Origin of the sequence: Paraburkholderia elongata (genome assembly GCF_013177735.1) — a bacterium.
GTDB lineage: Bacteria > Pseudomonadota > Gammaproteobacteria > Burkholderiales > Burkholderiaceae > Paraburkholderia > Paraburkholderia elongata.
Map to the genome: position 1 here is coordinate 1 of NZ_WOEZ01000235.1, position 18168 is coordinate 18168.

At 62.0% G+C, this 18168-nt stretch carries 10 protein-coding genes and 1 pseudogene; 5 read left to right on the forward strand and 6 right to left on the reverse strand.

What is annotated here, in order from left to right; genetic code table 11:
- Positions 1-185: 185 nt before the first annotated feature.
- Entirely contained in the window at positions 186-884 is a 699-nt protein-coding gene (locus tag GNZ13_RS41040) for an aspartate/glutamate racemase family protein (protein ID WP_172175941.1), read from the reverse strand.
- 239 nt (positions 885-1123) lie between these two features.
- Here GNZ13_RS41040 and GNZ13_RS41045 point away from each other — a divergent pair, with 239 nt between their 5' ends.
- Positions 1124-2416: an amidohydrolase family protein gene (locus tag GNZ13_RS41045; RefSeq protein ID WP_172175943.1), complete on the forward strand. Its 1293-nt coding sequence runs from the start codon at positions 1124-1126 to the stop codon at positions 2414-2416.
- A 121-nt stretch (positions 2417-2537) separates the two neighbouring features.
- Here the strand turns inward: GNZ13_RS41045 and GNZ13_RS41050 are convergent, their stop codons facing one another.
- Positions 2538-4646 carry a M3 family metallopeptidase gene (locus tag GNZ13_RS41050; RefSeq protein ID WP_172175945.1) on the reverse strand — a complete coding sequence of 703 codons (2109 nt, stop codon included), beginning with the start codon at positions 4644-4646 and terminating at the stop codon, positions 2538-2540.
- A 342-nt stretch (positions 4647-4988) separates the two neighbouring features.
- Here GNZ13_RS41050 and GNZ13_RS41055 point away from each other — a divergent pair, with 342 nt between their 5' ends.
- Positions 4989-6104: an acyltransferase family protein gene (locus tag GNZ13_RS41055; RefSeq protein ID WP_172175947.1), complete on the forward strand. Its 1116-nt coding sequence runs from the start codon at positions 4989-4991 to the stop codon at positions 6102-6104.
- Positions 6105-6190: 86 nt separating this feature from the next.
- Here GNZ13_RS41055 and folD read toward each other — a convergent pair whose 3' ends face one another.
- The 3 genes from folD to fixL all read right to left on the reverse strand — a co-directional run bounded on the left by folD (position 6191) and on the right by fixL (position 10456).
- Complete coding sequence (gene folD / locus GNZ13_RS41060; protein ID WP_172175949.1) at positions 6191-7051, reverse strand: bifunctional methylenetetrahydrofolate dehydrogenase/methenyltetrahydrofolate cyclohydrolase FolD; 861 nt, start codon at positions 7049-7051, stop codon at positions 6191-6193.
- 247 nt (positions 7052-7298) lie between these two features.
- Complete coding sequence (gene fixJ, locus GNZ13_RS41065; RefSeq protein WP_172175951.1) at positions 7299-7943, reverse strand: oxygen response regulator transcription factor FixJ; 645 nt, start codon at positions 7941-7943, stop codon at positions 7299-7301.
- Positions 7940-10456 (reverse strand): oxygen sensor histidine kinase FixL, encoded by a 2517-nt coding sequence (gene fixL / locus GNZ13_RS41070; RefSeq protein ID WP_216675228.1) that lies wholly within the window; start codon positions 10454-10456, stop codon positions 7940-7942. The genes fixJ and fixL overlap by 4 nt, the downstream gene beginning before the upstream one ends.
- A gap of 275 nt (positions 10457-10731) precedes the next feature.
- On the opposite strand from fixL, the gene aceE reads away from it, so the two are divergent.
- The 3 genes and pseudogenes from aceE to lpdA all read left to right on the forward strand — a co-directional run bounded on the left by aceE (position 10732) and on the right by lpdA (position 17198).
- Positions 10732-13428 (forward strand): pyruvate dehydrogenase (acetyl-transferring), homodimeric type, encoded by a 2697-nt coding sequence (aceE, locus tag GNZ13_RS41075; protein WP_172175955.1) that lies wholly within the window; start codon positions 10732-10734, stop codon positions 13426-13428.
- Positions 13429-13514: 86 nt separating this feature from the next.
- Positions 13515-15157 (forward strand): annotated as a pseudogene (aceF, locus tag GNZ13_RS41080) (dihydrolipoyllysine-residue acetyltransferase).
- 274 nt (positions 15158-15431) lie between these two features.
- Positions 15432-17198 (forward strand): dihydrolipoyl dehydrogenase, encoded by a 1767-nt coding sequence (gene lpdA, locus GNZ13_RS41085; RefSeq protein ID WP_172175957.1) that lies wholly within the window; start codon positions 15432-15434, stop codon positions 17196-17198.
- A 329-nt stretch (positions 17199-17527) separates the two neighbouring features.
- On the opposite strand, the gene GNZ13_RS41090 is transcribed toward lpdA, so the two are convergent.
- Positions 17528-18100 (reverse strand): phasin family protein, encoded by a 573-nt coding sequence (locus GNZ13_RS41090; protein WP_120290936.1) that lies wholly within the window; start codon positions 18098-18100, stop codon positions 17528-17530.
- Positions 18101-18168 lie beyond the last annotated feature (68 nt).

Here is an 18168-nt window from a genome sequence, read left to right on the forward strand (position 1 = left end):
GAGGACGAGCGGTACGACCAGATGAAGTTGGCCATGGAGTAGGCCGCCAAGGGCGGCTCAAGGTTTTATGGGCGCCTTTGAGGCGCTCACAATTTCAAGCCACCGGCTTTGCCGGTGGTATTTGACTTGTGGCGCTCCCTGTTTCCTCATGTGTGCGTCACGCGCGCTTGCATTCAGTTCGGCATTCAATCCGACTCGATCGCCCATTCCACCGCCGCTTGCGCATGCAACGCGGTCGTGTCGAACACGGGTAACGCCGAATCTTCCGGCTTGATCAGCAGGGTGATTTCCGTGCAGCCGAGAATCACCGCTTGCGCCCCGCGCGCAGCGAGTCCTTCGATCGCACGCTGATACACCGCACGCGAGGCGTCATTCACTTTGCCGTGGCACAGCTCGTCGTAGATGATGCGATGCACATCCGCGCGTTCGGCTTCATCGGGAACCAGTGTCTCGAGGTCGTAGCGCTCGCGTAAGCGCCCGGTGTAGAACGTCTGCTCCATCGTATAGCGTGTACCCAGCAAGCCCACCCGCTCGATTCCAGCGGCGCGTAGTGCCATGCCGGTCGGATCGGCGATGTGCAGGAACGGCACGTCGATTGCCTGTTCGATCGATTCATAGACGCGATGCATGGTGTTGGTCGCCAGTATCACCAGGTCGGCGCCGCCTCGTTCGAGTTGACGGGCGGCGTCGGCCATCTGTTTGCCGAGAGCGGTCCAGTCGCCGGCGCGCTGGTTGGCCTCGATCGACGCGAAGTCGACCGTCAGCATCAGGCTGCGGGCGTTGTGATGGCCGCCGAGGCGCGCCTTGGCGTGGCGGTTCATGAGCGTGTAGTACTCGGTCGACGATTCCCAACTCATTCCGCCGATCACGCCGATGGTTTTCATGGTCTTGCTCCGTTGGTGGGTGATGCAGGCCGTTGTGCGTCGAAGCAGAATGCCGAAGCCAACTCGGAACGCCCAAGCATCGAACGTTCGAAAAGCGAGTATAGGCGGGCGTCAGTGCCCGCAGCCGGTACGGATTCCCCTCTGCCCACCGGTACGGCGTCTTGTTAAAACGCCGGCACGCACTTTCTGACGCCGATAGAATCGTAGTCACTCAAAGAGCGGTCAACAGGGAGCGAACCATGGATCTGATCATCCGCCGCGCGATGCTGCCGCCGAGCGCCGCGCCGCAGCAAAAGCTGCCGGTCGACATCGGCATTGAAGCGGGCCGCATCATCGCCGTCGAACCGAATCTGGCCGCGAGCGCGCGCGAAGAAATCGACGCCGACGGTTTGCTCGTCACGCCGCCATTCGTCGATCCGCATTTCCACATGGACGCGACGCTGTCGTACGGTCTGCCACGCGTGAACGCGTCGGGCACCTTGCTGGAAGGCATCGCGCTGTGGGGCGAACTGAAGCCGACTCTCACGCAGGAGGCGCTGATCGAGCGCGCGCTGCAGTACTGCGATTGGGCTGTCGCGCGCGGTCTGCTGGCGATTCGCAGTCACGTGGATGTATGTGATCCGCGCTTGCTCGCAGTCGAGGCATTGCTCGAAGTGAAGCGCCGCGTCGCACCGTATCTCGACCTGCAACTGGTTGCGTTTCCGCAGGACGGCGTCTTGCGCAGCGCAGGCGCATTCGAGAATCTCAAGCGGGCGATTGCGATGGGCGTCGACGTGGTCGGCGGGATTCCGCATTTCGAACGCACGATGGCCGACGGCGCGCAGTCCGTGCGCATCTTGTGCGAGTTCGCGGCGGAGCAGGGCTTGCGCGTCGACATGCATTGCGACGAGTCGGACGATCCGATGTCGCGCCATATCGAAACGCTCGCAGCCGAAACGCACCGGCTCGGTTTGCATGGGCGCGTCACCGGTTCGCACTTGACCTCGATGCATTCGATGGACAACTACTACGTCAGCAAGCTCTTGCCGCTGATGCGCGAGTCGGGCGTTGCGGCGATCGCCAATCCGCTGATCAACATCACGTTGCAAGGCCGCAGCGACACGTATCCGAAACGGCGTGGCATGACACGTGTGCCGGAGATGATGGCGGCGGGCATCAACGTCGCGTTCGGTCACGATTGCGTGATGGACCCGTGGTATAGCCTCGGCTCGGGCGACATGCTCGAAGTCGCGCACATGGGCTTGCATGTTGCGCAGATGACGGGCGTCGACGGCATGCATGCGTGCTTCGACGCGGTCACGGTGAATGCCGCGCGTATTCTCGGCCTGGAGGGCTATGGCATCGCGCCGGGTTGTGCGGCCAATCTCGTGTTGCTCGACGCACGCGATCCGGTCGAGGCGATTCGCTTGCGCGCCGCGCGGCTCGCGGTGGTGAGCCGGGGCAAGGTGGTGAGCCGTGCGCCTGCTGCGCGCGCGGCGTTGTCTCTGGAGGGGCGTCCTGCGCAGGTGGACTTCAAGCTGCATCGCGGTTAGCCGCGGCGCGCCGCTCGCGACACACGCGTGCATGAAAAAAACCGGTGCCTGCTCACGCAAGTCACCGGTTTTTTTCGATGTCGGCGCTATTTGCAACGCCGACTGCTGCTTCAACGCAAGATCAATGCGCCGCGGCAGGGGTCATGCCGTTGTGCCGCAACAAGGCGTCGATATTCGGCTCGCGGCCGCGGAACGCTTTGAACGATTCCATCGCGGGACGGCTGCCGCCCACTTCCAGAATCTCCGTGCGATAACGCATGCCGGTCGCCTGATCGAGCACGCTGCCGCTTGCGGCTTGTGCGGCTTCTTCGAAGGCAGCATACGCATCGGCGGACAGCACTTCTGCCCACTTGTAGCTGTAGTAGCCCGCCGCATAACCGCCCGCGAAAATATGGCTGAACGTATTCGGCCAACGCGAGAACGGAGCTTGCGGCACCACGTGGAAACGCTCGTTGATCTCGCTCGCAAGTTCGGTCGCGTTCTTCGTGCCGGATGCATCGAAGCCGGTGTGCAGTTGCATGTCGAACATCGAGAACACGATCTGGCGCAACGTGCCGAGACCGCTCTGGAAATTCTTCGCGGCGAGCATCTTGTCGAACAGATCGCGCGGCAGCGGCTTGGCGGTGTCGACGTGCGAGGTCATGTCGCTCAGCACGTCCCACTCCCAGCAGAAGTTCTCCATGAATTGCGACGGCAATTCAACCGCGTCCCACTCGACGCCGTTGATGCCCGACACGCCCAGTTCATCGACACGCGTGAGCATGTGATGCAAGCCGTGGCCGAACTCGTGGAACAGCGTGATCACTTCATCATGCGTGAAGCAGGCGGGCTTGCCGCCGACGGGTGCCGAGAAGTTGCAGGTCAGATAAGCGACCGGCGTTTGCACGCCGCCATGCGTGTGCTTGTGACGGCCACGCGCATCGTCCATCCATGCGCCGCCGCGTTTGCCTTCGCGCGCATACAGATCAAGATAGAACTGGGCGACGAGGCCGCCGTCCTGATTCTCGACGCGGAAAAAGCGCACGTCCGGATGCCAGACGGCCGCTTCGTCGCGACGGATGCGCACGCCGAACAGCGTTTCGGTGACCTTGAAGAGGCCTTTGAATACGACGTCTTCCGGGAAGTATTGTTTGACTTCGTTCTCGGAGAACGAATAGCGCTTCTGGCGCAGACGTTCAGCGGCGAACGTCATGTCCCACGGCTGCAGGTCGGTCATGCCGAGTTCGCTCGCTGCAAATTCGCGCAGTTCCTTCCAGTCCTGTTCAGCGTGCGGACGCGCGCGTGTGGCGAGGTCTTCGAGGAAGGCCATCACTTGCGCCGGCGACTCGGCCATCTTCGGCGCGAGCGAGACTTCGGCGAAGTTGTTGTAGCCAAGCATGTGCGCTTCTTCCGCGCGCAGTTTCAACTGATCGGCGAGTACCGCCGTATTGTCCCACTCGGCCTTGCCGCTGCCGTATTGCGGACCGAGCTCCGAGGCACGCGTCACATACGCGCGGTAGATCGCTTCGCGCATCGCGCGATTTTCCGAGTACTGCATGACCGGGAAATACGACGGGAAGTGCAACGTGAATTTGTAGCCGGTCTTGCCTTCGCGTTCGGCTGCTTCCTTCGCGGCTTCGATCACGTCTTCCGGCAGGCCCGCCAGTTGCGCCTCATCGCCGGCTTCGACGATATAGGAATACGCGTTCGTCGCATCGAGCACGTGATCCGAAAACGCTTTCGACAACCCCGCCTGGCGTTCCTGCAATTCGGCGAAATGCGGCTTCTGGTCTTCCGGCAATTCCGCGCCCGACAGGCGGAAATCGCGCAGCGCATTGCCGAGGATCTTCTTGCGCTCGCCGGTCAGCGACGAGAAATCGCTGCTGGCGTTAAGCGCCTTGTACTTCTCATACAGCGCGAGATTCTGGCCGACGCTCGACCAGAATTCGGTGACGCGCGGCAGATTCTCGCCGTACACCGCGCGCAGTTCCGGCGTATCCGCCACGGCGTTCAGATGGCCGACCACGCTCCAGGCGCGCGACAGCGGTTCGGTGGCGCGCTCGACCGGCTCGACCACGTCGGCCCACGAAGCGGGCGTAATGGGCTGGGCGGCGCGCTCGACAGCGGCAGCCGCATCGGCGAGCAGGACATCGAGGGCGGGCGTGACGTGTTCGGGGCGGATTTCGCCAAAGCGCGGCAGGTCGGAGAAATCGAGGAGCGGATTGTCGTGCTTCGAGGGGGTAGTGGACATAAGGCTTCCTGTCTGACGCGGGTGAACGGGTAATCGGTGCATCGACGGGCGCGCGATGACGCCCCGATAACACTCCATGTGGACATTATTGGGGCAGGGCGCGCCGATTCCAATCCGTCGGCAGACAAATTATCAGATGTCGCGCGACTATGTGCGGGAGAGCGAATACCGCACGCGGTTCGGACAGTGTTCGGGTGGCCGTAATGCGCCGCGATGTGGCTCCCGACTCGCCGCTCCTGCTGCGCCGCTGCGCTCTGTGCGAAAGCGAACGGTGGGAATTGCTGCCATGCCGCATTCTGGCGTGGCGCAACCCGTCAGCGACGCTTTCTGCAAGAGGTATGGATGAACCCGCTTTCGCATGCTCTATCGCGCAACGGTAATAACTTCGACCTTGTGCGCCTGCTCGCTGCCGTTGCTGTCGTGTACGGCCACTCGTATCTGCTGCAAGCGCCCGACGGCACCACGGATTGGGTCCGGAACGCGCTCGGCTTCGACGGTTTCGGTGCACTCGGCGTGTATGCGTTTTTTCTGCTGAGCGGCATGCTGGTGACCGCCAGTTTCGACCGGCAACGCTCGGTGCCCCGTTTCGCCGCGTTGCGCATCGCGCGGCTGTGGCCGGCAGTGGCGGGCGGTTCGCTGGTGACGGTGTTCATTCTCGGACCGCTGTTTACAACACTGCCGCTGCGCGACTATTTCGCCTCCGGTATGACGTGGGCCAACTTCGACAACTTCTCCACCATCGTGCTCAAAACCGGCTGGGCGCTGCCTGGTGTATTCGAGCACAACCGCTTTCCGGTTGACGTCTGCTGGCCGCTGTGGACGCTGCCGCTCGAAGTGCGCTGCTATCTGATCGTGATGTTGACCGGCATGCTGGGGCTGCTGTCCAGCGCGCGCGGCGTGGCGCTGGCGACGGCGCTCGGGGGCGCCGCATTCGTTCTGCGGGTGCATCTGCCGCATCTGCAGATCGAGCTGCGTGACTTCAGCGAAGCGCCCGTCGGTTTTTCGTTCTGGCCGGAGCCGTTTTTCATGCTGGGGATGCTGCTGTACGGCTGGCGCGAACGGATCGACATCAACGGCCTGACGGCTTTCGCGCTGGCGATGGTGTTTCTGGTGTTCCGCGACACGGCCGGCGCTCAAACGTTGTTCTATCTGGCTTTTGTGTGCGGCGTGCTGTGGGTGGGCACGACGCCGCTCTTGCGACGCTTCGTGCCGCGCCACGATTACTCGTATGGGATTTATCTGTACGGCTTCATGGTGCAGCAATGCGTTGCGAATATCGCGCCGCAGTTGAGCCATATGACGGCGGTGCTGATCGCCGCACCGTTCATCCTGGCATGCGCGGCGCTGTCATGGCACTTCGTGGAACGACCGGTGCTGAAGTGGTGCCGGGGGCGTCTTGCGCGTCAGCCGACGCCGCTTGGCGCGGGTATGGCGGCTGGGGATCAGGCGGCGCGCTGAGGAGGATGGTTGGCGTGGAGCCCTGGCGACAAGCATTGAAGCCTTGCATGCCGGCGAAACCGCTTCGCCGGCATGCGCTCGCATCCTTAAGCCTGTGCTGCCGCTTCGCGCTCGGCGGCTTCGATCGTGTTGACGAGCAGCATGGTGATGGTCATCGGACCGACGCCACCCGGCACCGGCGTGATGTAGCCGGCCACTTCCTTGACACCCGCGAAATCGACATCGCCGCACAGCTTGCCGGCTTCGTCGCGATTCATGCCGACGTCGATCACGGCTGCGCCCGGCTTCACCATGTCCGCCGTGAGAATGTTGCGCAGGCCGGTGGCGGCGACGACCACGTCGGCGTTACGTGTATGGGCGGCCAGATCGCGCGTCTTGCTATGACAGATCGTGACGGTTGCGCCGGCTTCGAGCAGCAGCAACGCCATCGGCTTGCCGACAATGTTCGAGCGGCCGATCACCACCGCGTTCGCGCCTTGCAGCGGAATATCGTAGGCTGCCAGCATCTTCATTACGCCGTACGGCGTGCACGGGCGGAACAGCGGCCGGCCGGTCAACAGTGCGCCGGCATTGGCGACGTGAAAACCGTCGACATCCTTTTCCGGGGCAATCGCCTCGATCACCTTGTGGCTGTCGATATGCGGCGGCAGCGGCAGTTGCACCAGAATGCCGTGGATGCGCGGGTCGCGATTCAGTTCGTCGATGCGCGCCAGCAGATCGGCTTCCGGCAGATCGGCCGGATAGCGGTCGAACGACGAACCGAGGCCGTTGTCATTGCACGCCTTGACCTTGTTGCGCACATAGACTTCGCTGGCCGGATTGTCGCCGACCAGCACCACGGCGAGACCCGGCTGATGGCCGCGAGCGGTGAGGGCGGCGGCACGCGTGGCGACTTCGGCGCGCAGGGTCTTGGAAAGGGCTAGGCCGTCGATCAGTTTGGCAGTCATGGTCGGTCGAGATGGGCAGTTTGGAAAGCGGAGCAGGGCGCAGGCGCGCGTGCGTGGCACGTGCGGCACATGCGATGGCGCTTTTCATCGGAAACGGGTCGGCACATGAAAAGCGCGCGGCGCGAATCAGGGATAAGCGGCGCTGCAAAGTCCGACATTATACCGGCCCGGCATGGGGTGCCACGTAGGGATTGCTGGCGCGCGGGAACGCCGCGGACGGGCTTGTGCGCCGCCGCGGTCGTTATGTTTATTGCGCCGGTTGCGGCTTGTTCGACAACGCGAGGCGCAGCAGATCGGCGACCGTGTTGACGTTGAGCTTTTCCATGATGTTCGCGCGGTGCGCTTCAACCGTCTTGATGCTGATGCCGAGGTCGTCGGCGATCTGCTTGTTCAGGCGGCCGGCGATGATGCGCTCGAGCACCTGGTGCTCACGCGCGGTCAGCTTGCCCAGACGTTCGGCGGCGGCGCGTTGCTGCTGCACGCTGGTGCTTTCGGTGCGCGCCTTGTCGAGCATGCGCTCGACCAGCTTGCGCAGTTCGGCTTCGTCGAACGGTTTTTCGATGAAGTCCATCGCGCCTTTCTTCATCGTCGACACGGCCATCGGCACGTCGCCGTGGCCCGTCACGAAGATGATCGGCAGCGACGCGTTGTCGGCGATCAGGCGTTCCTGCAACTCGAGGCCGCTCATGCCGGACATCCGCACATCGAGGATCAGACAAGCGATCTGGCCCGGATGCGTATGCGGCTGCCATGCGTCGATGAACTGCTCGGCGCTGGAGAAGCATTGCACGCGGTAGCCGTTCGCCTCCAGCAGCCAGCGCAGCGAATCTCGCACGGCCTCGTCGTCGTCGACGACAAAGACAGTTTCCTGTGTGGTGACTGGGCTGTTCATAGCTCTCCCGTAACGGTTTGTGGTGTCGGCGCCTCTGACCCGCCGTTGCTCGGGCCGTCAGGCTCTCCAATAGGCAGACTGCAATGGAACGTGGCGCCTGTGATGTGGCCGTCGGATTCGACGTTGTTGACCACCCACAGACGGCCGCGGTGCGATTCGATAATCGAACGGCAAATGTTCAGCCCCATGCCCATACCATCGGACTTGGTGCTGTAAAACGGTTCAAAGAGACGCTCGGCTGTCGCTTCGTCGACGCCCGGTCCCTGGTCGACGACGCTAATGCAGACGAACCCGCTCTCCAGTCGCACGACCACGCGAATCACGGGGTCGACCGCATTCGGGCGCGCATCGTGCATCGCTTCGACGCCGTTCTTCAGCAGGTTCACAAGCACCTGCTCGATCAGCACCGGGTCGACGTAGATTACCGGCAGGCGCGAACGCAGATCGGTCACGATGCGAATCTTGCGCTTGCGCGCTTCGAGTTCGGCGAGGCCCACGGCGTCGGCGACGATATCGGCCACGCGCGTGGCCTGGCGTTTCGGCTCGCTGCGTTTCACGAACTCGCGAATGCGCTTGATGATCATGCCCGCCCGCACCGCCTGTTGGGCGGTTTTCTCGAGCACGGGCAGCAGATTGTCAGGCGTCGTCCGACCGGATTTAACCAGTGCCACCGTTCCTGAGCAATAGTTATTGATCGCGGCGAGCGGCTGGTTCAGTTCGTGCGCGAGCGACGAGGCCATTTCGCCCATCGTCATCAGTCGGCTGGTGAACTGCAGCTTCTCGTCCTGTTGACGCGAGAGTTCCTGAGCCTGCTTGCGCGTGGTGATGTCGGTCGCGATCTGCATCTGCGCGAGATGGCCGTCCACCCACTGGATGTATTGGCGGCGCACTTCGAACCATTTCTGGATGCTTTGCACATAGATTTCCTGCGCATCGGCCGTGCTTTCGGTCAACGCGGCAGCGGGCAGACCCGCGTAGGTATCCACCATATCGATCGAATCGGACGACGCCTGTGCGCTATCGAACCCGCCGCCCGCCAATTCCAGATGACCGTCCGGGCGAATGCCGAAGAGGTGCCGGTAGTAGCGGTTGGCGAACAGCAGCTCGGCTTCGTCGGCGGCCAGCACGGAGACGGCGGCGTCGAGACTTTCGAGCACGGTCGTGAAGCGTTCGTGGGCGGCGGCGAGTTCTTCGCGCGCGCGCTTCGGCTCGGTGATGTCGGTCATCGACGACATCCAGCCGGTCTGGCGGCCCGAACTGTCGATCAGCGGCGACACATAGAGCCGCGCATGGAACAGCGAACCGTCCTTGCGGCGCACCCGCAATTCGAAACCGGAAGAGGGGGCCTTGCCGCGCAGCGTCATATCGAGCTGGCGTTGCATTTCAGGGTAGGCGTCGCGCGGCCAGTAAGCGAACGGCGCGTTCTTGCCGACCAGATCGCTTTCGTCCCAACCGGTCATGCGGCAAAAGGCCGGATTGACGTGGGTGATGCGGCCGTGCATGTCGAGCACGCGCATGCCGATCAGCACCGAGTTTTCCATTGCACGGCGAAAGAACGCTTCGGCGTAGAGCGCCTGCTGCGCTTCGAAGCGCTGCCGCGTGTGTTTCCACAAGCTCCACAGACTCCACAACACGAAGCACGACAGGCCGGCCACCAGCCAGACCAGCGTGTTGTTGGTGAAGTTGGTCATCTGCGGGAACGCGTAGACGCGTACCGAGACGCCCTGGCCCGGCGGGTCGAGCGGCAGATCGTAGAACATGTCGCGCGGCAGGCGCGGACGGGTCGACGTGGTGGTCAACTCGCGGTTGTTCACGTCGATGATCGAGATTTTGTATTTGGCCGACAACTCGGGCGGAATGTCGTGCTTCAGGATCCCTTCCACCGAGAACACGGCGGCAATCGTGCCGAGGAAGTCGCGGTCGCGGTAGACCGGCGTCTGCAGCGTGATATAGCCATTGCCGAGGTCGTCGTAGATCAGCGGCGAGTACACCTGGCGGCGCGTATTGCGTGCCTCATTGAAAGCGGCTTTGACGGCTTCGTCCATCTGCGCGTCGTTCGGCTTGGCGAGGCGCTGGCCGAACACGGGGAGTGCGGTATTGGGCCAGCGCGGCTGCTGCTGGCTCGTGTACCAGTTCATGTAGAGGATCTCGGGATGCCCCTGCATGATGTCTGTGGTGGACACCTGGAATGAATGCGGATCGGCGTGGCCGGCGACCAGATCGCGGCCGAGGGCCTGAATCTGTTCCTGCGCGCCGGTCATGGACAGGCGGATCTGCTGCTGCGCCCACGCGACATTGCGGTAGAGCGTGTCTTCCTGCTGCTGTTGTTCGCGCCGGTTCAGGCTCCACAGAATCAGGCTCATGACGACCAGGAAAACCAGGATCGAGAGCAGCGGCGTGAGCAAATAGGAGTTGGACCACCACGGTCCGTGGTGCCAGCGGGAGGACGGCGTCGAATCCGCCGGCGAACCAGCGGTGCGCGCCGAGCGAGCGAAAAGCCGTTCGGTCAACATGCGTGGCATTGTAGCGCAGCGAGTCACTAGCAAATGGCGCAAAAAAGCGCTGAAAGAACTGTTATTCGGCGCAAACTAGCCGACGTATCCGTCGATCGGCAGTCAAATCAGGTTGCGCCGCAACAATTTTTCGCATTATGAGAATCGATCTCGTAATTCGAAAATTTTGTTGCGCGGACGTCGGGACCCCTTTTACAATCGGCCGAAGCTGCCGCGGTCGTGCTTCGTCCGCGTCGTCTGTTCAAAGAGCGTTCCTCTATATCCAGGAGACGAGCATGTCCGCTGTACCCGACGAAGTCATGAAATATGTCGCCGCTGAAAAAGACGACGATCCCCAGGAAACCGGCGAATGGCTGGAAGCGCTGGATGGCGTGATTTCTGCTGTGGGCCCCGATCGCGCTCACTACCTCATCGAGAAACAGATCGAATTCGCTCGCGTACATGGCGAACATCTGCCGTTCTCTGCAAACACCCCCTACATCAATACGATTCCTGTGTCGCGTCAGGCGCCGATTCCCGGCGACCAGGACCTCGAACACCGGATTCGCTCGTACACGCGCTGGAACGCCATCGCCATGGTGCTGCGCGCGGGCAAGGACACGAACGTCGGCGGCCACATCGCATCGTTCGCGTCGGCCGCCACGCTGTACGACGTTGGCTACAACCATTTCTGGCACGCACCGTCGGCCGAACATGGCGGTGACCTCGTGTTCGTGCAGGGCCATTCGTCGCCGGGTGTGTACTCGCGCGCGTTCCTGCTCGGCCGTCTGACCGAGAACCAGCTCGACAACTTCCGTCAGGAAGTGGGCGGAGAGGGCATCTCGTCGTACCCACACCCTTGGCTGATGCCGGACTTCTGGCAATTCCCGACCGTCTCGATGGGCCTCGGCCCGATCATGGCGATCTACCAGGCGCGCTTCATGAAGTACCTGCAGGCGCGCGGCATTGCGAAGACCGAAGGCCGCAAGGTCTGGGCCTTCCTCGGCGACGGCGAAACGGATGAACCGGAATCGCTCGGCGCAATCGGCATGGCCGGTCGCGAACGCCTCGACAACCTCGTGTTCGTGATCAACTGCAATCTGCAGCGCCTGGATGGCCCGGTGCGCGGTAACGGCAAGATCATCCAGGAACTCGAAAGCGAATTCCGCGGCGCCGGCTGGAACGTCATCAAGGTCGTCTGGGGCAGCCGCTGGGATGCGCTGTTCCAACGCGACAAGTCGGGCGTGCTGATGCGCCGGATGATGGAAGTCGTGGACGGCGAATATCAGACGTACAAGTCGGAGTCCGGCGCATACGTTCGCGAGCACTTCTTCAATACGCCGGAACTGAAGGCACTGGTTGCCGACTGGTCCGACGAAGATATCTGGAACCTGAACCGCGGCGGCCACGATCCGCACAAGATTTATGCGGCGTTCCAGGAAGCATCGAACTCGCAAGGCCAGCCGACCGTCATCCTCGCGAAGACGATCAAGGGCTACGGCATGGGCGAAGCCGGCCAGGCGATGAACATCACCCACCAGCAGAAGAAGCTGCACGTGGATCAGCTGAAGAAATTCCGCGACCAGTTCCGTCTGCCGATCCCCGACGAAGACCTCGTCAACGTGCCGTACCTCAAGTTCGAAGAAGGTTCGAAGGAACTCGAGTACATGCGCGCTCGCCGTCAGGACCTCGGCGGCTATCTGCCGGCGCGTCGCCAGAAGGCCGAGTCGCTGCCGGTGCCGGCGCTCGACGCGTTCGAGCCACTGCTGAAGGGCACGGGCGAAGGCCGCGAGATCTCCACGACGATGGCGTTCGTGCGGATCCTGAACATCCTGCTGAAAGACAAGGCACTCGGTAAGCGCATCGTGCCGATCGTGCCGGACGAGTCGCGTACCTTCGGTATGGAAGGCCTGTTCCGCCAGATCGGTATCTGGAATCAGGAAGGCCAGAAGTACGTGCCGGAAGATTCCGATCAACTGATGTTCTACCGCGAATCGGAAACCGGTCAGATCCTGCAGGAAGGGATCAACGAAGCCGGCGGGATGTGTGACTGGATCGCAGCTGCGACGTCGTACTCGACGCACGGCGAGATCATGATCCCGTTCTACATCTTCTACTCGATGTTCGGCTTCCAGCGTATCGGCGATCTGGCATGGGCGGCGGGCGACATGCGTTCGCGCGGCTTCCTGCTGGGCGGCACCGCTGGCCGCACCACGCTGAACGGCGAAGGTCTGCAACACGAAGACGGCCACTCGCTCTTGTGGGCGGCATCGGTACCGAACTGCATCAGCTACGACCCGACGTTCGGTTACGAACTCGCGGTCATCATGCAGGACGGTCTGCGCCGCATGGTCGCCGACCAGGAAGACGTGTACTACTACATCACGGTGATGAACGAGAACTACGAGCACCCGGCGATTCCGCAGGGCGATGCTGTAGCGGCCGACATCATCAAGGGTATGTACTCGTTCAAGAAGGCCGACGCTGATAAGAAAGCGCCGCGCGTTCAGCTGATGGGCGCGGGCACGATCTTCAACGAAGTGATCGCCGCTGCTGATCTTCTGAAGAACGACTGGGGCGTCGCTGCCGACCTCTGGAGCGTGCCGAGCTTCACCGAACTCGCTCGCGAAGGTCACGAAGTGCAGCGCTGGAACCTGCTGCACCCGACGGAAGAGAAGAAGGTCTCGCACGTCGAGAAGCTGCTGAAGGACGCACAAGGTCCGGTCATCGCTTCGACCGACTACGTGCGCGCGCTGACCGAGCAGATCCGCGCGTTCGTGCCGCAGAAGTTCGTCGTGCTGGGCACGGATGGCTACGGCCGTTCGGACACGCGTGAAAAGCTGCGCCACTTCTTTGAAGTCGACCGCTACTGGGTCACGGTTGCCGCGTTGAATGCACTGGCAGATGAAGGCACGATCGAGCGCAAGGTCGTCGCCGAGGCGCTCAAGAAGTACAACCTTGATCCCGCCAAACCCAACCCGATGACCGTCTAAGGCATCCTTCCCCGTGTGCCACGGCGTGCGCGCCTGCTCCTGATCGACAGGAGCGGGTGGCGTGCGCGGCCCAGGAGACACTAACAATGAGTCAAGCGATCGAAGTCAAGGTGCCGGACATCGGCGATTACAAGGACATTCCTGTGATCGAGGTGCTGGTGAAGGCGGGTGACACCGTCGAGAAAGAGCAGTCGCTCGTTACGCTGGAATCCGACAAGGCGACCATGGACGTGCCGAGCTCGGCTGCCGGCGTCGTCAAGGAAGTGAGGGTCAAGGTTGGCGACAACGTGTCGGAAGGCTCGCTGATCGTCGTGCTGGATGGGGCGGGCGGTGCTGCTGCCGCGCCGGCTCCGGCGCCTGCTGCTGCACCGGCCCCCGCGCCCGCCGCTGCGCCGGCGCCTGCTGCCGCCGGTGGCGGTTTGCAAGAAGTCAAAGTGCCGGATATCGGCGACTACAAAGACATTCCCGTGATCGAAGTCGCGGTGAAGGTCGGCGATCGCGTCGAGAAAGAGCAGTCGCTTGTGACGCTCGAATCCGACAAGGCGACCATGGACGTGCCGAGCTCGGCCGCCGGTATCGTCAAGGAATTGAAGGTCAAGGTGGGCGATACCGTGTCGGAAGGCTCGGTGATCGTCGTGGTGGAAACCGAGGCGGTGCTGCTGCGCCGGCTCCGGCGCCTGCGGCAAAACCGGCAGCGCTCGAGAAGCCGTCGGACGCTCCGGCGACTCCGTCGCCCGCTCCGGTTTCGCCGTCCGCGCTTGCACAAGCGCCGGTGATTCCGGCTGGCGAAGGCGGTGCTCGCCATGCGAGCCACGCTTCACCGTCCGTGCGCAAGTTCGCGCGCGAACTCGGTGTCGACGTGGCGCAAGTGCAGGGCACGGGTCCGAAGGGCCGTATTACGCAAGCGGACGTGACCGGCTTCATCAAGGGCGTGATGACCGGCCAGCGTGCTGCGCCGGCCGGCGCTGCCGCACCGGCTGCCGCGGGTGGCGGCGAGTTGAATCTGCTGCCGTGGCCCAAGGTCGACTTCACCAAGTTCGGCCCGGTCGATCCGAAGCCGCTGTCGCGCATCAAGAAGATCTCGGGCGCGAATCTGCATCGCAACTGGGTCATGATTCCGCACGTCACGAACAACGACGAAGCGGACATCACCGATCTCGAAGCGCTGCGCGTGCAGTTGAACAAGGAAAACGAAAAGGCCGGCGTGAAGATCACGATGCTGGCGTTCGTGATCAAGGCGGTGGTTGCTGCGTTGAAGCAGTTCCCGACGTTCAACGCGAGCCTCGATGGCGATAACCTCGTGTTCAAGCAGTACTACCACATTGGGTTTGCTGCTGATACGCCGAATGGTCTGGTCGTGCCGGTGATTCGCGATGCGGATAAGAAGGGTTTGATCGATATCGCGAAGGAAATGGCCGAGCTTTCGAAGGCCGCGCGTGATGGCAAGCTGAAGCCGGATCAGATGCAAGGTGGGTGCTTCTCGATTTCTTCCCTGGGTGGGATTGGCGGGACTAACTTCACGCCGATTATTAATGCGCCTGAAGTTGCCATTCTTGGATTGTCGCGTGGCGCGATGAAGCCGGTTTGGGATGGTAAGCAATTTGTGCCGCGTCTGACTCTGCCGCTGTCGTTGTCGTATGACCATCGGGTGATTGATGGTGCTGCGGCGGCTCGGTTCAATGCGTATCTGGGTGCGATTCTTGCCGATTTTCGGCGTGTGATTCTTTGATCTGTTGATGATTGCCTGTGGCGCGGATTGCTTTCTTTGTTGGTTGGTTATCCGCGTCTCTCTGTTGAACTTGCTTTCTTATCGGTCTATTAGTGTCGCCCCTGTGCGGGGCGGCACTTACTTTTCTTTGTCTTCCAAAGAAAAGTAAGCAAAAGAAAGGCGCGTCCTTGGGCGGACGGCAAAGGATGTTTCTGTTCGCCGCGCTGCTAGCTTTTGGGCTGTTTTTGGAGCGGGTTCTTCGCCTCGTCACGATCAATAAGAGAAGGGGACACTAATGAGTCTCGTCGAAGTAAAAGTGCCGGATATCGGTGACTTCAAAGACGTCGATGTCATCGAAGTCAATATCAAACCGGGCGATGTCATCGAGAACGAACAGGCGCTGATGACGCTCGAGTCCGATAAGGCCTCCATCGAAGTGCCAAGCGATACCGCCGGCACAGTCAAGGAAGTGCGCGTCAAAGCCGGCGACAAAGTCTCGCAAGGCACGATCATCGCGCTCGTCGAAACGTCTGCGGACGCAGCGCCGGCTAAGGCGCCTGAGAAAGCGCCCGCTCCGGTGGCAGCAGCGCCCGCAACTGCACCTAAGGCGGCTGCTCCCGCTCCGCAAGCCGGCAGCTTTTCCGGTAGCGCGGATATCGAGTGCGACATGCTCGTGCTCGGTTCGGGCCCCGGCGGTTACTCGGCTGCGTTCCGTTCGGCCGACCTCGGCATGAAGACGGTGCTCGTCGAACGTTATGCCACGCTCGGCGGCGTGTGTCTGAACGTCGGCTGCATCCCGTCGAAGGCGCTGTTGCACACTGCTCTCGTTATCGACGAGGCGGAAGCGCTGGGCGCGCATGGCATTACGTTCGCTAAGCCGCAGATCGATCTCGACAAGCTGCGCGACTTCAAGTCGGGCGTCGTCAAGAAGCTCACCGGCGGCCTCGCCGGTATGGCCAAGATGCGCAAGGTCGAAGTCGTGACGGGTAACGGCTCGTTCGTCGATCCGCATCACATGGAAGTGCAGACCGAAGGCGGCAAGAAGGTCGTCAAGTTCAAGCAGGCAATCATCGCCGCAGGCTCGGAAGCGGTGAAGCTGCCGTTCATCCCGGAAGATCCGCGTGTGGTCGATTCGACCGGCGCGCTCGAACTGCGTCAGATTCCGCAACGCATGCTGGTGATCGGCGGCGGCATCATCGGCCTCGAAATGGCGACGGTCTATGCGACCCTCGGCGCGCAGATCGATGTGGTCGAAATGCTCGACGGTCTGATGACCGGTGCGGATCGCGATCTGGTCAAGGTCTGGGAGAAGTACAACAGCAAGCGTTTTGCCAACGTCATGCTGAAGACCAAAACCACCGGGGCCGAAGCGAAAGACGACGGCATCTACGTGTCGTTCGAAGGCGAAAAGGCCCCGCCCGAAGCGCAACGCTATGACCTCGTCCTGGTCGCCGTCGGCCGTACGCCGAACGGCAAGAGGATCGGCGCGGACAAGGCCGGCGTCGCGGTAACGGATCGCGGCTTCATCGACGTCGACAAGCAGATGCGCACCAACGTGCCGCACATCTTTGCAATCGGCGATATCGTCGGTCAGCCGATGCTCGCGCACAAAGCCGTGCATGAGGCTCACGTCGCCGCTGAAGTCGCACACGGCGAGAAGGCGTACTTCGATGCGCTGCAGATTCCGTCGGTGGCCTACACCGATCCGGAAGTGGCGTGGGCCGGCAAGACGGAAGACCAGCTGAAGGCCGAGGGCATCAAGTACGGCAAGGCGGTGTTCCCGTGGGCCGCTTCGGGCCGCGCAATCGCCAACGGCCGCGACGAAGGTTTCACCAAGCTGCTGTTCGACGAAGAAACCCATCGCGTGATCGGCGGCGGGATCGTTGGTCTGAACGCCGGCGACCTGATCAGCGAAGTCTGTCTCGCGATCGAAATGGGTGCGGATGCAACGGATATCGGTAAGACGATTCACCCGCATCCGACGCTCGGCGAATCGATCGGTATGGCCGCCGAGTTGTACGAAGGCGTCTGCACCGACCTGCCGCCGCAGAAAAAGAAGTAAATGCCGCTGGGTCCGCCTGCATGCAGGTGGGCTCGATGATGCAGATGCAAAAAAAAAACGGCGCGCCCCGTAATAGGGCGCGCCGTTTTTATTGTGGCAAGCAGCGTTTGTCGTGAAGCGACGCATGAAACATGCGCCGTGCATCTCAGGCAGCGGGAAAAAAAATCCCGGCCTTTCGCCGGGCAAACGATACGCTATTCAACGTATCGGAGCGTTCGGCCAGGTAAAACCGTGTGAGCGGCAACGGCACGACGCTGTTGCTTGCGATAACGCCGGCCCAGCCGTGAGGCGGGCCGGCCTAATGTGATGCCTGAAGTGGTGCCTGAAACTTAGACTGCCTTCTTTGCCGAGCGCGATGCTTGTGCAGCAGCTTGCGATGCTGCCTTCGATGCGGCCGTTGCGGCTGCATTGAAGTTGCTTTCGGCGATTTCGACAGCTTGCTTGGTCGCCTTGTGGACCGTTTCGTACGTGGTGTTGGCGGCGGTGATAGCCGACTTCATCACGGCGACAGCAGTTTCCGAACCGGCCGGAGCGTTCTTTGCAACGTTTTCGACGAGCGCCTGGACCTTGCGGTTTTGCTCTTCGAATTGAGCTTCCGCGACGCGGGTAAATTCACCTTGCGTTGCCGAAACGATCTCATACACGTGACGGCCGTACGACAGCGCCTTTTCAGCCACCGGCTGTGCGAGGCTTGCCTGCAGCGCCAGCAGTTCCTGCGCGTCCTTCACCGACAGTGCGCGCTGGGCATTTTCCTGGCTTTCCGCGAGCGTCGATTTCACGACTTGCAGGTTCAGTTCAACCAGCTTTTCGACGCCTTCAAATGCTTTGGTCGTCAGGCCGAACAACGTTTCAAAGTTGGCTTTCTGGGCTGCAGCGAATTGCTCAGGGGTCAGCAGAGTCATGGTTTACGCTCCTGGATTGCGGCCTGTCTGTGCGGACCGCATTGGGTTAGTGGCGAGACGCTTTAAGG